Origin of the sequence: Skermanella stibiiresistens SB22, from assembly GCF_000576635.1 — a bacterium.
Taxonomy (GTDB): domain Bacteria; phylum Pseudomonadota; class Alphaproteobacteria; order Azospirillales; family Azospirillaceae; genus Skermanella; species Skermanella stibiiresistens.
The window spans coordinates 1-12,956 of record NZ_AVFL01000066.1 but is presented as its reverse complement, the minus strand read 5'-3'; the positions used below and the strand labels follow the sequence as shown (position 1 = coordinate 12,956).

General features: G+C 62.9%; 14 protein-coding genes and 1 pseudogene. 13 read left to right on the top strand and 2 right to left on the bottom strand.

All coding sequences use genetic code 11. The features are described 5' to 3' along the window. Positions 1–378: 378 nt before the first annotated feature. The gene (locus N825_RS34810) at positions 379–1,278 is read right to left on the bottom strand and encodes a LysR family transcriptional regulator (protein ID WP_037461896.1); all 900 of its coding nucleotides are present in this window, start codon (positions 1,276–1,278) and stop codon (positions 379–381) included. A gap of 106 nt (positions 1,279–1,384) precedes the next feature. Between N825_RS34810 and N825_RS34805 the strand changes: the two genes are divergently transcribed. From N825_RS34805 to cnbZ, 4 genes are all read left to right on the top strand, one after another. Beyond that, positions 1,385–1,807, top strand: a complete 423-nt coding sequence (locus N825_RS34805) for a VOC family protein (RefSeq protein WP_037461892.1) — start codon at positions 1,385–1,387, stop codon at positions 1,805–1,807. Positions 1,808–1,863: 56 nt separating this feature from the next. Then, on the top strand, positions 1,864–2,250 hold the full coding sequence (locus tag N825_RS34800; protein ID WP_037461889.1) for a nuclear transport factor 2 family protein: 387 nt from the start codon (positions 1,864–1,866) through the stop codon (positions 2,248–2,250). Between the two features lie 206 nt (positions 2,251–2,456). Beyond that, a complete protein-coding gene (locus N825_RS34795; RefSeq protein ID WP_037461887.1) occupies positions 2,457–3,245 on the top strand; it encodes an SDR family NAD(P)-dependent oxidoreductase in 789 nt (262 codons plus the stop codon). Between the two features lie 68 nt (positions 3,246–3,313). Further along, positions 3,314–4,093 carry a 2-amino-5-chloromuconate deaminase CnbZ gene (gene cnbZ, locus N825_RS34790; RefSeq protein WP_037461884.1) on the top strand — a complete coding sequence of 260 codons (780 nt, stop codon included), beginning with the start codon at positions 3,314–3,316 and terminating at the stop codon, positions 4,091–4,093. A 420-nt stretch (positions 4,094–4,513) separates the two neighbouring features. On the opposite strand, the gene N825_RS34785 is transcribed toward cnbZ, so the two are convergent. Next, a complete protein-coding gene (locus tag N825_RS34785) occupies positions 4,514–5,089 on the bottom strand; it encodes a recombinase family protein (protein ID WP_037461881.1) in 576 nt (191 codons plus the stop codon). A 153-nt stretch (positions 5,090–5,242) separates the two neighbouring features. On the opposite strand from N825_RS34785, the gene N825_RS40675 reads away from it, so the two are divergent. The 9 genes and pseudogenes from N825_RS40675 (at position 5,243) to N825_RS34755 (ending at position 12,836) form a co-directional block, all read left to right on the top strand. Then, the gene (locus N825_RS40675; protein ID WP_037461877.1) at positions 5,243–5,866 is read left to right on the top strand and encodes a DUF4158 domain-containing protein; all 624 of its coding nucleotides are present in this window, start codon (positions 5,243–5,245) and stop codon (positions 5,864–5,866) included. Then, the gene (locus tag N825_RS40670) at positions 5,782–6,294 is read left to right on the top strand and encodes a hypothetical protein (protein WP_245613331.1); all 513 of its coding nucleotides are present in this window, start codon (positions 5,782–5,784) and stop codon (positions 6,292–6,294) included. The genes N825_RS40675 and N825_RS40670 overlap by 85 nt, the downstream gene beginning before the upstream one ends. Before the next feature lie 5 nt (positions 6,295–6,299). Then, the gene (locus N825_RS40665; RefSeq protein WP_245613330.1) at positions 6,300–7,727 is read left to right on the top strand and encodes a Tn3 family transposase; all 1,428 of its coding nucleotides are present in this window, start codon (positions 6,300–6,302) and stop codon (positions 7,725–7,727) included. Further along, the gene (locus N825_RS40660; RefSeq protein ID WP_245613329.1) at positions 7,696–8,247 is read left to right on the top strand and encodes a transposase; all 552 of its coding nucleotides are present in this window, start codon (positions 7,696–7,698) and stop codon (positions 8,245–8,247) included. Before N825_RS40665 ends, N825_RS40660 begins: the two co-directional genes overlap by 32 nt. A 14-nt stretch (positions 8,248–8,261) precedes the next feature. Continuing rightward, positions 8,262–8,399 (top strand): annotated as a pseudogene (locus N825_RS38445) (IS5/IS1182 family transposase); the annotation flags it as partial. A 394-nt stretch (positions 8,400–8,793) separates the two neighbouring features. Then, positions 8,794–9,843, top strand: coding sequence for an ABC transporter substrate-binding protein (locus tag N825_RS34770; RefSeq protein ID WP_198039064.1), 1,050 nt, complete (start codon positions 8,794–8,796; stop codon positions 9,841–9,843). A 52-nt stretch (positions 9,844–9,895) separates the two neighbouring features. Next, positions 9,896–10,759 (top strand): TauD/TfdA dioxygenase family protein, encoded by an 864-nt coding sequence (locus tag N825_RS34765; protein ID WP_198039063.1) that lies wholly within the window; start codon positions 9,896–9,898, stop codon positions 10,757–10,759. Between the two features lie 61 nt (positions 10,760–10,820). Beyond that, positions 10,821–11,732, top strand: a complete 912-nt coding sequence (locus N825_RS34760) for a fatty acid desaturase (RefSeq protein ID WP_037461871.1) — start codon at positions 10,821–10,823, stop codon at positions 11,730–11,732. 240 nt (positions 11,733–11,972) lie between these two features. Then, complete coding sequence (locus N825_RS34755; RefSeq protein ID WP_051514168.1) at positions 11,973–12,836, top strand: IS5 family transposase; 864 nt, start codon at positions 11,973–11,975, stop codon at positions 12,834–12,836. The last annotated feature ends 120 nt before the right edge of the window (positions 12,837–12,956 follow it).

Genomic DNA, 12,956 nt, shown 5'->3' with positions numbered 1-12,956 from the left:
CGCTGATCTGACCTCAACCCGCCGCCTCAGCGAATTCGCCAACAGCATCGTTCTATGACGTCACCCCTGGCAGGAAGTGTTCCACGAAGCCGCCCGATGGTCCCTTTGCACGATCTATGTCCCGGTAATCGGAGTAAAATCAAAGCCGACAGAATGTCTATGAATGCGCGCACTTAGAAGTTGCTTTCACCAACTTGTGCCCGCTTCCTTCGCCCAGCCTTCCCAAACAGGGGGACGACTTCGCAGTCTAGAGCTATCAAAGTTTTTCAGAGCGCGCGAGTGAGTTGTGATGCGATGCGATGCTAGCTTTGGTTACCCACCAGAATTTGGGATGTGCAACTCCACCAGTGACCGGTTTTCCTCGTCGATCCGGTACATCTAGAGTGAGGTGGCCTCGCCTTTAGGGCAGGTCATGCTGGCTCGAAAGGTAGAGGTTACGAGTGCGATCAGGTCCTGTCGCGCCGACACACTGCGGCTGTAGAGACCGACGGTACGGACAGGGATTGGCGCTGGCAGCGCCAGGCGAGTGACAGCCGTGCCCTGCGGGTGCGGCCCTACCCAATCCGGAATGATGGCGACGCCCAGTCCAGCCGAAACCAACGCGACGATGCCATCGAGCGCATCCAGCTCAAAGCGGTCATGTGGGACGATACCGCTACGACGCAGATAGGCGTCCACGATGCGGCCGCCCCAGTTGCCCCGATCATAGCGGATGAAGGTCCCGGTGCGCAGCAGCGCCAGCGGATCGGTTTCGCTGGTACCGGGCGGTGCAATCAGCACAAGCGGTTCGGTCAACCAAGGCGTGAAAAGTTCCGCCTTGCGGAGTGCTGCGGGCGGCTCGACCACGATCGCGGCATCGAGGGCTCCGTCCAGCACTCGCTCGCAGAGTTCGAGCGAAGTTCCAGGTTCGATGAAGATGTCCAAGTGCGGGTGCAGCTCCGTCAGCCTGCGCAGGAGGGGCGGCAGCAGTCCCGTGCTGGCGGTCGCGATTGTCCCCAGCCGCAATTCGCCGGTGACATCCAGTTCATTGGCCGCAAGCCGTTTAAGATCGGCAATTCCGGTCACCAGTGCACGTAGCGGCGCTAGCAGCCGGGCGGCCGTGGCCGTGGGGGCGATCCGCCGTCCGGCTCTTCCAATGAGCGTCGCTCCCAGCTCCGCCTCCACCATCCTGATCCGCAATGCGACGGCTCCCGGGGTCAGAGCCAGCCGCCGGGCAGCGCCGGCAATCGAACCTTCTTCGATCACAGCGATCACGGTAGCGGCAAAGTTCGTATCCAAGAGCAGTTTTCCTGATGATTGAAAGCAGTAATGGTCAGCTTTACTGCAGATCACCCGCGATGTAGCAGTGTGTCAAGCAAGTTCCGCTGTCAAAGGAGATCCAGGTATGTCGCTTCGGCCCTTCCATCTCGCTTTTCCCGTCCACGATCTCGACGCCGCCCGCACCTTCTATGGCGAGGTGCTTGGATGTCCGGAGGGACGTAGCGCCCCCGAGTGGATCGACTTCGACCTGTATGGCCATCAAATCGTGGCCCACCTCGTGCCTGCGAAGGGGAGTGACGATAGCGGCGCCAATGCGGTCGACGGCCATGACGTGCCGGTTCCGCACTTTGGCGTCGTGCTCGCGATGGAAGACTGGCAGAGGCTCGCTGATCGGTTGAGCGCCGCCGGCACCCGCTTCGACATCGAGCCTTATGTCCGCTTCAAGGGAGAGCCGGGCGAGCAGGCCACGATGTTCTTCCGCGATCCGTCAGGCAACGCCATCGAGATGAAGGCCTTCAAAGGCCTCGAACAGCTTTTCGCGAAATAAGCCGGCGGTGCCCTTTCGAGGGCCGCTCTCACCATCACCACCCAAGGAGAATACCCATGTCGAAGAACATCAAGGCCGTACCCACTCAGAACTTCGAGGACGTCATCGCGACCGCCACCAGATATGTCGAGGGTCTGCGCATCGGAAGCCCAGAGGGCATCGCGGAGGCCTTCCACAAGGACGCCGTGATGTACGGCTTCACTAATGGTGAGCTGCTCGGCGGTCCGATCAGGAACCTCTATGACTTCGTCGAGAAGAACGGCACCGCGCCCGACATCAGGACACGGCTCGACGTCCTCGCGATCACGCCGACGACGGCGGTTGTGCGCATCGACATGGAGAAGGACGCGATCGGTGCCGACTACAACGACTTCCTCACGCTCATCAAGCTCGGTGGTGGCTGGAAGGTGATTGCCAAGGTTTATCACCAGTTCGAGGGATAAGCGTCCGATCGATCCCGGCCTGTTCCGCCGCGTTGCCGATCTGGCTCCGCCTTCGTCGAATATCCATCGGAAAAAAGGCCAACTGGGCGTTGCCGCGATGAAGGCAGGATGAACGAGTTGGCATCCTGTAAGCAAAGTGATCCGGCTGGACGTTCAACTGACGAAACCATGGTGTCGAAGCATCCTCAACTCTCTATGGATCTCTCATGAGCGTGTTCGATAAGCCCTTCAATTCTGACCGGGACGCCGCTCTCGTGACGGGCGCGGGAAACGGTATCGGACTTGCAATCGCGCAGGCGCTGGTCGGCGAAGGAGTTCGCACGATATTTGCCGATCTGAGTGAGGAGAAGGTCGCGGCGGCGATTGCTTCCTCGGCGCATCCGGAGTTGGCTGTGCCCTGGGTCGGCGATTTGGCCAGTCGCGAGGGATGTGAAGCGCTGCTTGCTCACGCACGATCGACGCTTGGCTGCGTGACCCATTTCGTACACAGCGCGGCACCGGCCAGACGCGAAGCGGATCACGTGCTGGCGGTGTCCGACGAGACGTGGGAGCGCATGCGCGCCGTCAACGTCGATGCGGGCTTCCGCCTGGCGCGTGGACTTGCGCGCTCCCTGATCGCCGTGCGCGAGCCGGGATCGTTCCTGATCATCACGTCGCTGCACGCCGGCACCCCGCGAAACCTGCCGCATTACAGCACCTCGAAGGCAGCCCTGGCGATGTTGGTTAAGGAACTGGCCAAGACCCTGGGGCGCTTTGGGATCCGGGTCAATGCCCTGGTACCTGGCGCGATCGCCGCCGGCGGCTTCGTGGCGGATCCGTCGCTGGAGCGGCATATTCCTCTTGGACGGCTGGGCCGGAGCACCGATCTCGCGCCGATGGCGCTGGCCGTGCTGTCGAACCGCATATCCGGCTATGTCACCGGCGCAGCTTTCGTCGTTGACGGTGGTCTGTCGCTCACAAACTGGTTTGATCCTTCGGCCCTTGATGACCTGTAGTCAGTGACGGCCCACTTCCATGGAGCCGGCCAGGACGTCTTTCATGCAATTTCCAGAGAAGGCTCGCCATGACCAATGATAGAGGCATCACCCCCCGATCCGACGGGCTGTTTGAAAACAGTTCAGGTGCCTATAAAATCCTGCCGGGTGGTGTCGCCTACTGTTCAGGCATTGTCCCTGATAAGGGCTTTGAGGTGGTTCGTGCGGAACTTCAGCCGTGGGTGCCGATCGAACAGGCCTACAGCTTTATTGAAGGCCATCTAAAGAGCATTGGCCGACCGGTACAGGCCTTCTGCGGCATTGAACTGCGTGTGCCGGAGCCACTGAGCTTTGACAAGTGGTCCAGCTTCAACGTTCCATATCTCGAGCAACTGCGCAAATGGAACCTGATCTTTGGCAACTATAGCTGCGTATGTCGATCCAACATCGCGCTCGACGTTCACCCGCCGGCCACGACTTCAATGTGCGCCTTCAGCTACACTGTACCTGCGACGGCTAAAGGAACAACCTTCCTTCTATCCGGGCAGGCCGACATCGGGTCAGACGGCAGGATCGTCGCGGAAAGCGACACAAGTCCCGCCGCGATGCAGAGACGGGCTCGCTTCACCATAGATACTGTAAGTGACACCTTGAACAAGTTGGGGCAATCGTGGACTGAGACGACACGGATCGCGCTGTTTCATGTCCATGATATCCCCGATCTTTGGGGGCCGGCGCTGTTTGGCTCCCTGGGAGAGCCGATCCAACGCGGCCTTCTTGTCTACCGCGCCCGTCCTCCGATCGTAGGCGGTGAGGTGGAACTTGAGGCGCGTGCAGTCCGTCAGGAACTCAGCATCGCTACATGGTAGCGCTGGCACGTCCACGTCATCGATGCGCAACCTCGCCGCTTGGACACTCTTCTACGATCCACCGGTACAGCGCCTCGCCCTGCCACCGTTGGGCGCGGGCAATTTCTTGAAGCGCCCAGCTGATAAGCTGGATAGAGCGCTCATTCGGGTGCGATCCTCCTTTGACCGGTTCTCTTGATCGGTCATCGAAGCTTCCTCCCATGATCTCAGTCAACACACCGACAACAGAGGTCGGATTTCTTTGTTTTTCCGAATCCCTGGCCGGGGACTGGTGGGCGGAGATCCCTGCCTAAATGATTTTACACCGATTACCGGGACATAGCTCGTGCAAGGGGACTATCGAGCGGCCTTGTGGAACACTTCTTTCCAGTCTGTTCCAGTGGGAGCGCGTCTGCTGCCTCTGCCATCCAGTTGCGGAACCTACCGTGGCAGCACGGCTTGCCGATGGACGGCCATGAGACGCGAGACGGTTGCTTCACTGACGTTGTAGAGGCGGGCCATCTGCGCGGCGGTTTTCCGGCTGGACAGAACGTTGTCGATAATGTCGGCCTGCTGGACGGGGTTGAGCTTACGTCGGCGACCGCCGATCCGGCCCTCGGCTCGCGCCGCCGACAGACCGGCCCGGGTTCGCTCACCGATCATGGCCCGCTCGAACTCGGCGAAGGCGCCGACCATCTGCATCATCATACGCCCGGCCGGGGTCGTGGTGTCGACAGCTTCCGTCAACGACCGGAAGCCGGCATGTTTGCCCTCGATCCGCTCCATGATGGCGAGCAGATCCTTCAGTGAGCGGGATAGGCGGTCGAGTTTCCAGACCACGACAACGTCTTCCGCCCTAAGCTGGTCGAGCAGGCGGTGCAATTCCGGGCGGTCCCACCGGCCTCCAGATGCGGTTTCTTCGAAGAATTTTTCCACGCCGGCTTGTGCCAGGGCACGGCGTTGAGGAACGGTGCTCTGGTCATCGCCTTTGGAGACGCGAAGATAGCCAAGAAGCACAGCCCCGGCCCTTTCGAAAACGCTCGTTTCCGGAAGCTTCCAGCTCTCCCGCGCCGGGCTTGACGTTCAGCCTTGCATAAACCTCTTCCATTCGCCTGTTTCATGGCAAGCCCTTTGTGAAAGCCTGTGCCAGCCTTCAAAGGGAGAAATGCAATGCCCGCCCGCCTGTCCCTGACCGACGTCCAGCGCACCGCCTTGTTGACCCTGCCGGAAACCGAGGAGGCCTTTGTCCGACATTACTCCCTGAGCGAGGACGACCGGGCGGCCGTCCTCCGATGCCGCACCCCTGAGACCCGGCTCGCCTTCGCCTTGCAGCTCTGCGTGCTGCGCTATCCCGGACGGGTCCTGCGCCGCGGAGAAGTCATCCCGTTCCCGCTGCTCGCCTTCATCGCCGATCAGATCGAGGTCTCGCCGGACGCGATCGCCGGGATCGCAAGCCGGCAGCCGACACGATCCGAGCATCTGGCCGTGCTCAGGGCCCGCTTCGGGTTCCAGGATCTTACCCACCCGAACCGGACACGCTTTCAGGCGTGGCTGGCGCCGCTCGCGTTGCGAACCGCCGACGGCTTGGCGGTCATGACCGCCCTGCTGGAGGAGATGCGCCGGCAGCGGATGATCATTCCCGGCGTGACCGTGGTGGAGCGCCTCGCCGCCAGGGCGATGGACGCGGCCGACCTGATCGTCGCCAGTCGTTGTCCAAGGCGGTATCGGACGATCAGGCGACCCGCCTCGAAGCTCTGCTCTCCGATAAGATTCACCGCCGGCAAAGTCGGCTGAGCTGGCTGCGCGAACCGGCCGGCGGCGTGCGCACCGGGGGCTTTCATGAAACCCTCGACCGGCTCGATCTGGTGCGCGGGATCGGCCTTTCCAGGATGAGCTGGCCAGTCGAATGGGCGTCCCGGCTGGAGCGGATGGCGCGCGAGGGCAAGCGTCTCACCGCTCAGGCCTTTCAGCAGATGACGACGCCCCGGCGGCGCGCCGTGCTGGTCGCCACGGTTCGGGAACTGGAGGCCGATCTGACCGATGCGGCTCTCTCGATGTTCGACGGCTTCGTCGGCCGCGCCTGGCGCCGCTCGGAAAAGCGCGGCGCGGAACGGGCCGCCACCCTGGAGCGGTCGGGAAAGAAAGGCTTGAGCAACTGGCCGACGCCCTCGATTCCGGCGCCGCCGCGCATCAGGACGGCAAGGATGCCCACGCCGCGCTGACCGCGATGCAGCCTTGGGAAGAACTGGCCCTTTCGGCCCGGCAGTTGCGCCAGCTCCTGCGACCGGCGCCGCCCGATGTGATCGCCGATCTTGGTCCGGAACATGCCGTCTTCCGGCAGGTCGGGCCTCGTCTGCTGGCGACCTTCACCTTCGAAGGCGCACCGTTCGTGCAGCCACTTCTGACGGCGCTCGATCTGCTGCGGGAGATCTCGGCCCATCCACGCCGGGTGATACCCGCCACGGCTCCCATGACTTTCGTCCCCCGGCGGTGGCGTCGGCACGTCGTCGATGACTCAAAAGCCCTCAACCGCCGCTTCTATGAACTGTGCGTTCTTTTCGAGCTGCGCGACCGGTTGCGCGCCGGCGACATCTGGGTCCAGGGTTCCCGGTTGTACCGATCCCTGGATGAGTATCTGGCGCCAGTATCCGTTCCGGCACCCCTTCCACCCGCAATCGCGCGCCTGCCCGTACCGCCATACGTGACGGCCGAAAGCTATCTCGCGGAGCGCATGGAGTTGCTCGACCGCCGCCTGCGCGACACCGCCCGGCTGCTCGAGGCGGGATCGGCGGACGGCGTCACCCTGGAGGGCGGCAAGCTGAAACTGCGTCGCCCCGGCGCCGACGAGATGCCCGAGGCGGACCGGCTTACCGACCGTCTTCACCGCATGGTGCTGCAAATCCGGATCACGGATCTGCTCGAGGAGGTCGATGGCTGGACGGACCTGGCCGGGCACTTCGGGCATGTCCAGACCGGCCGGCCGCCAAGCGACCGGCGCGCCTTCCTGGCGACCCTGATCGGCGAGGCGAACAATCTGGGGCTGACGCGCATGGCTCAGGTGTGTCCGGTCGCGACACGCCGGCAGTTCCTCTGGATCGCCACATGGCACACGCGGGAGGAAACCTACCGAACTGGCCTGGCGCGCTTGGTCGAAGCCCAGCACCGGGAGCCTCTGGCCCGCTGGTTCGGCGTCGGAACCGGCGCGACCTCCGATGGCCAGCACTTCCATCTCGGCGGCCCAGGTGAGGCGGCTGGTGAAGTCAACGCCCACTACGGCCGCGATCACGCCATCAAGCTCTATACCCACATCTCGGATCGCTACGCGCCGTTCCACGTTACGGTGATCGCCGCCACCGCCGGCGAAGCCGGGCACGTACTCGATGGTTTGCTGCATCACGACAGCGCGCTCGATCTCCGGGTACACCGCACGGACGCCGCCGGCGTCTCCGATCATGTCTTCGCCTTGATGCACCTTCTCGGACTGCGTTTTCTACCCCGCATTCCCAATCTCAACGACCGGCGCCTCTACGCCTTCGAGCCCCGATCGCGGTACGGTGTTCTCAGCCCGCTGCTGAGCGAACGGCTCGACCGGGGCCTGATCGAAAGCCACAGGGACGAGGTTCATGCGGGTGATGGCCGCGGTGCACGGCGGTGAGGTCAAGGCCGCGCTCATCCTGAAGAAACTCGCGGCGTATCCCAAGCAGAACGGGCTGGCGCTGGCGTTGCGGGAAATCGGCCGGATCGAACGCACACTGGGGGCGTTGGACTGGATTGGCGATCCGCACCTGCGCCGGGAAACCACCGAGGAACTGAACAAGGGCGAATCCCGCAACGCCCTCGCCCGAGCGGTGTCGTTCCACCGTCTGGGCCGCTTCCGGGATCGCAGTCACGAAAGCCATGTCCATCGCGCCGCGGCGCTGAACCTGGTCACGGCGGCCATCGTTCTGTGGAACACCCGGTATCTCGGACGTGCCCTGGATCACCTCCATCAGACCGGTGAACGCTTCGACGAGCAGGTTCTGCGGCGCCTGTCACCACTCGGCTGGGAACATATCAACCTGACCGGCAACTATGTCTGGAGCTCCGACATCATACGCGGCCCGGATGGCTTGCGGCCCCTGATCTTCCAGCCATTATGGCCGCGGGATCTCTACCGTATAACTGAGTCCCAATAATGTACTGACCCAGATACCGGTTCCGCTGGACCGTGGAAGCCGTCTTCTGTCGCCTGAAGGGTTTTCGCCGCATCGCCACCCGCTATGACAAACTCGCCGGAAACTACGAGGCAACCCTCGCCATCGCAACCGGAGTGACGTACTGGCTATGATTGAGTCTGGACCCTAGTTCTTCCGTCATGTCTTCAATCCGCGAATAAGCATGGAAAGTATTCCGCTCGCGCCATCCGGCTGAAACATCCTCCAAGATTTCAGGGGCTGAAAAGCCACGTAGTCTAAGGGATTGTTTTCCGGAAAGGGCGGAATGGCGGCACCAAACTCTTCCCAAGGTCATATTACGTTTGAGCAACTGTGAAAAGCGTGATCCGGCGGTCCGAGGATCTTTGCTCCAACATCTTGGAGACTTGACGACTATGGTTTCACCCCCAGGAACCTGAATCCGCGCGCGTTAATAACACAAAATTTTGTGTATTTATGTACTTTTGATTCGACAATCCGTTTCGGTGATGGTTATAGGAAAATACTAGCATCAGCGGAGTAATAGGGATGAAAAAGCAGAGTTATCTTGTACAATTCTCCCGGCGTGGTGTCATGGCCATGGCGGCGGCGGCGGCATTGATGGTGGCGGGTGGCCTTCCCGCCCATGCGGCCGAGGTCTCCGAGGTCTCCAAGGTCCGGGTCGCCCAGCAATTCGGGATCTCCTACCTGCCCTTGATGGTGATCCAGGAGCAGCGGCTGATCGAGCGTTTCGCCCGCGAGGCCGGCCTGCCCGAACCGAAGGTCACGTGGAACCAGTTCAGCGGTGGCGCCACCATGAACGACGCGCTGATCTCGGGCAGCCTGGACTTCGCGTCGGCTGGCGTCGCCCCGATGCTGACGCTGTGGGCGAAGACCCGCGACAGCCTGGAGGTCAAGGCGGTGGCGGCTCTGGCGGCCCTGCCCTCGTTCCTCAACACCAGCAACCCGGACGTCAAATCCATCAAGGACCTGACCGAGAAGGACCGTATCGCGCTGCCCGCCGTCAAGGTCAGCATCCAGGCGATCATGCTCCAGATGGCGGCGGAGCAGGCGTTCGGCGCCGGCCAGCAAAACAAGCTGGATGCACTGACCGTCAGCATGCCGCATCCCGATGCCACGGCGGCATTGCTGTCCGGCCGCTCCGAGGTCACCGCGCACTTCACGACCCCGCCCTTCCAATACCAGCAGTTGGAGAACCCGGCGATCCGTCGGGTGCTGAGCAGCTACGACGTGCTGGGGGGTCCGCACACCCTGAACGTGATCTACGCTACCGGTAAGTTCGCCACCCAGAACCCCAAGACGACGCGCGCCTTCCTGACGGCGCTGGAGACGGCCGACGATTGGATTAAGCAAAACCCCAAGGCCGCCGCCGAACTCTACATCCGGGCGGAGAATTCCAAGCTGAAGCCCGCACTCGTCGAGCGGATGATCACCGATCCCGATGTCCATTTCACCACGGTGCCGGAGAACGTCATGAAGTTCGCCGAGTTCCAGTATCGGATCGGCCAGATCAAGGTGAAGCCGGCGGACTGGAAGGAGATCTTCCTGCCCGACACGCATGGTTATCCCGGAAGCTGAACCGCCTCCGTTTTCAATCAAGAATAGTCGAACCGCTTCGAGGAAAGACCACATGACTTTGACCATTCGCCCGCTGTCCGACGTCCTGGGCGCGGAGATCACCGGCATCGATCTCGGGCAGCCACTCGACGACGCCGGTTTCGCGGAAATCCGATCGGCACTGGAGGACCGTCAGGTCCTGGTGTTCCGCGACCAGCGGATCACGCCGGACCAGCATATCGAGTTCAGCCGCCGCTTCGGTCCGCTGGAAATCCACGTCCAGCATCATTTCCACCTCGGTGGCCATCCGGAGATCCTGATCGTCTCCAACGTGATCGAGGACGGCAAGCCGATCGGATTGGCCGACGCCGGCCGGTACTGGCACTCGGACCTCTCATATCTGCGGGAACCCAGCCTGGGCTCGCTGCTGCACGCCCAGGAACTGCCGGCCGAGGGTGGCGACACCTTGTTCACCACCATGTTCGGCGCCTACGACGCCTTGCCGGAAGATCTGCGCCGTCGCATCGACGGTCTGGAAGCCGTCCACGACTATGGCGCGCGGAACCGCAAGCAGCAGGCGGCCAGCGCGCTGCGGCCGGGATTGACCGCCGAGCAGGCCAACCGGGTGCCACCCGTCGTCCATCCAATCGTGCGGGTCCATCCGGCCAATGGGCGGAAGGCGCTGTTCGTCAACGAGGGCTTCACCACCCACATTGTCGGACTGCCGGAGGACGAAAGCGCCGCCCTGCTCGCGACGCTGTTCCGGCATTCGGTCGAGGACCGCTTCATCCACCGGCACCAGTGGCGTCCCCACGACTTGGTCATGTGGGACAACCGATCGACCCAGCATTTGGCGACGGGCTGCCCGCCGGGCCTGCGCCGGACGCTCTACCGCACCACGGTCCGGGGCGACGTTCCGGTTGGTGCCGCCGCCTGAAACTCGACCAATTCGATGGATACAATCTGATTGGGGTTGATGCTTGACCCTGGGGGGAGACATGGTGCGGGTACTGGCGATGTGGCGACGGTTCGAAGGCCCAACCTGGATTCTGGCGGCGGCGATCCTCGGTGGCTGGTGTCTGCTGACTTGGTGGCACGCGCGGCTGTCGTGGTGGCAGGTGCTTCCCTTGGGGGCGTGGTTGATCGCGTGGCAGATGTCGCTTCAGCACGAGCTGATCCACGGGCATCCGACACGGAACCCGCGGATCAACGCCGCCCTCGGATTTCCGCCCCTTGGCCTGTGGCTTCCCTTCGCCCGCTATCGGGAAAGCCATCTGGCGCATCACGCCGGCGACGGCCTGACCGACCCGCGCCGCGACCCGGAGTCCTTCTACGTCACCAGTGAAGCCTGGAGCGGGATGGGGCCGGTGCGCCGGGCGCTGATCCAGGCCAACAACACCTTCGTGGGCCGGGTGTTGATTGGGCCGGCCCTGTCGATCGTCGGCTTCATCACCGCCGAGGCCGGCGCGTTGGCGCGAGGCGAGTGGGATGCCTGGCGGATCTGGATCCCGCACGCGATTGGCGTCGCGGCGGTGCTGGCGTGGACCTGGGGCGTCTGCGGCATTCCCCCCTGGTCCTATCTGGCCCTGTACGTCTATCCCGGCCTCAGCCTGACGCTGATCCGATCCTTCGCCGAGCACAGGGCGGAAGCCGAAGTGTCGCACCGCACGGCGATCGTCGAGAACGCGCCGGTGCTGGGCCTGCTGTTCCTGAACAACAATCTCCACGTGGTCCACCACCAGCGGCCAGGATTGCCCTGGTACGAGATTCCGGCGGCCTACCGTCGGGACCGGGCGCGGCTGATCGCGGAGAACGAAAACCTGGTCTATCGCGGGTACGGCGACGTGGCGCGGCGGCATCTGCTGACGACGCACCATCGTCCCGTCCATCCCCTGGACACGACCGGCTAGCCGCTGGCCGGCGTTCAGAACGCCGCGCGGAACGCCTCGAAATGAGCGGCGGCCTCCTCGGGCGCGTCGAAGGAGAGGCGGCCGATCCGGTTACGGTCGAGGTCGTAGAAACTGTTCGCAGACGGGTCGCGCCAGCCGATGCTGATCGGGATGCTACTTTGAGGAGAATGAGGGCTGACGCGCGGAAGGGCGGCAGAGTATATCTGCAGCCTTCGTCAACAGCCACCGGATCAGCCGCATATGGGCACCGCCTTCACCCCCGCCAAGACGTCTCCGGGCTCGTGGGATGCGTTCTCCGACGTCGATGCCTTCGTCGATGCGGTGCTGGTGGAGCTCGCGGCGATGGCAGCGGACGGCAGCCTGCCGACCCGCTCCGGGCCCAAGCCGCTATTGACCGGAGCGGCACTGCGCAGAGCGATCATGGCGATCTGGTGTGTCTGCTTCTGCGGCCTGCAGTGGCGCGCCATCGGCCTGCTGTGCGGCATTGCGTTCGGCACGCTGTACACGCTCTTTGCCCGCTGGACCCAGGTCGGCCTGTGGCGACGCTTGCTCGACCGCTTGATCCTGGTTTGGCGGCAGGCTTGCGGCGACAAACCGATACTCAGCGCCGTCATCATCGACAGCCGCTCCTGTCAGTCGGCGTCGACCTGCTTCACGCGCGGCTTCGATGGCGGCAAGAAAATCAAGGGCATCAAGATCCATCTTGCCGTCGATAAGTACGGCTTCCCGCTGGCGATCGACGTCTCGCCGGCCAACAGGCATGACAGCAAGGGCATCGTCCCGGTGCTGCACCAGCTTGCCGGCCGTGGCTTCAAGGGAACCGCCCTGGGTGATCTCAGCTATCGCGGTCAGCGGCTGTCCAAGGTTGGCGAAGTGCTTGGCATCACCATCCAACCCAGCGCCGGTGGCCACGGCGGATCCTTCATTCCGGAGGGGGTTCGGTGGGTCGTCCAGCGCTCGCTCGGTTGGATTAGCCGCTACCGCTGGTTGAATACTATCTTTGAGCGGACAGAGGCTCACCTCGTCGCTTTCATCGAGATCGCCTTCATCTCCATCCTGTCCCGCCGCATGGTCCGCCTTGAAACCCAGGAAATCAGCGCCTGACATCTACAAACAGACTCTTAGTATGCTACTTAAGTAATTTAAATTTTATTAATAAACATGCGTTATTCGACGTGGGGAATCCACCCGCGGAGCAGATGATGGTTCGTAGTCTCAACGTCA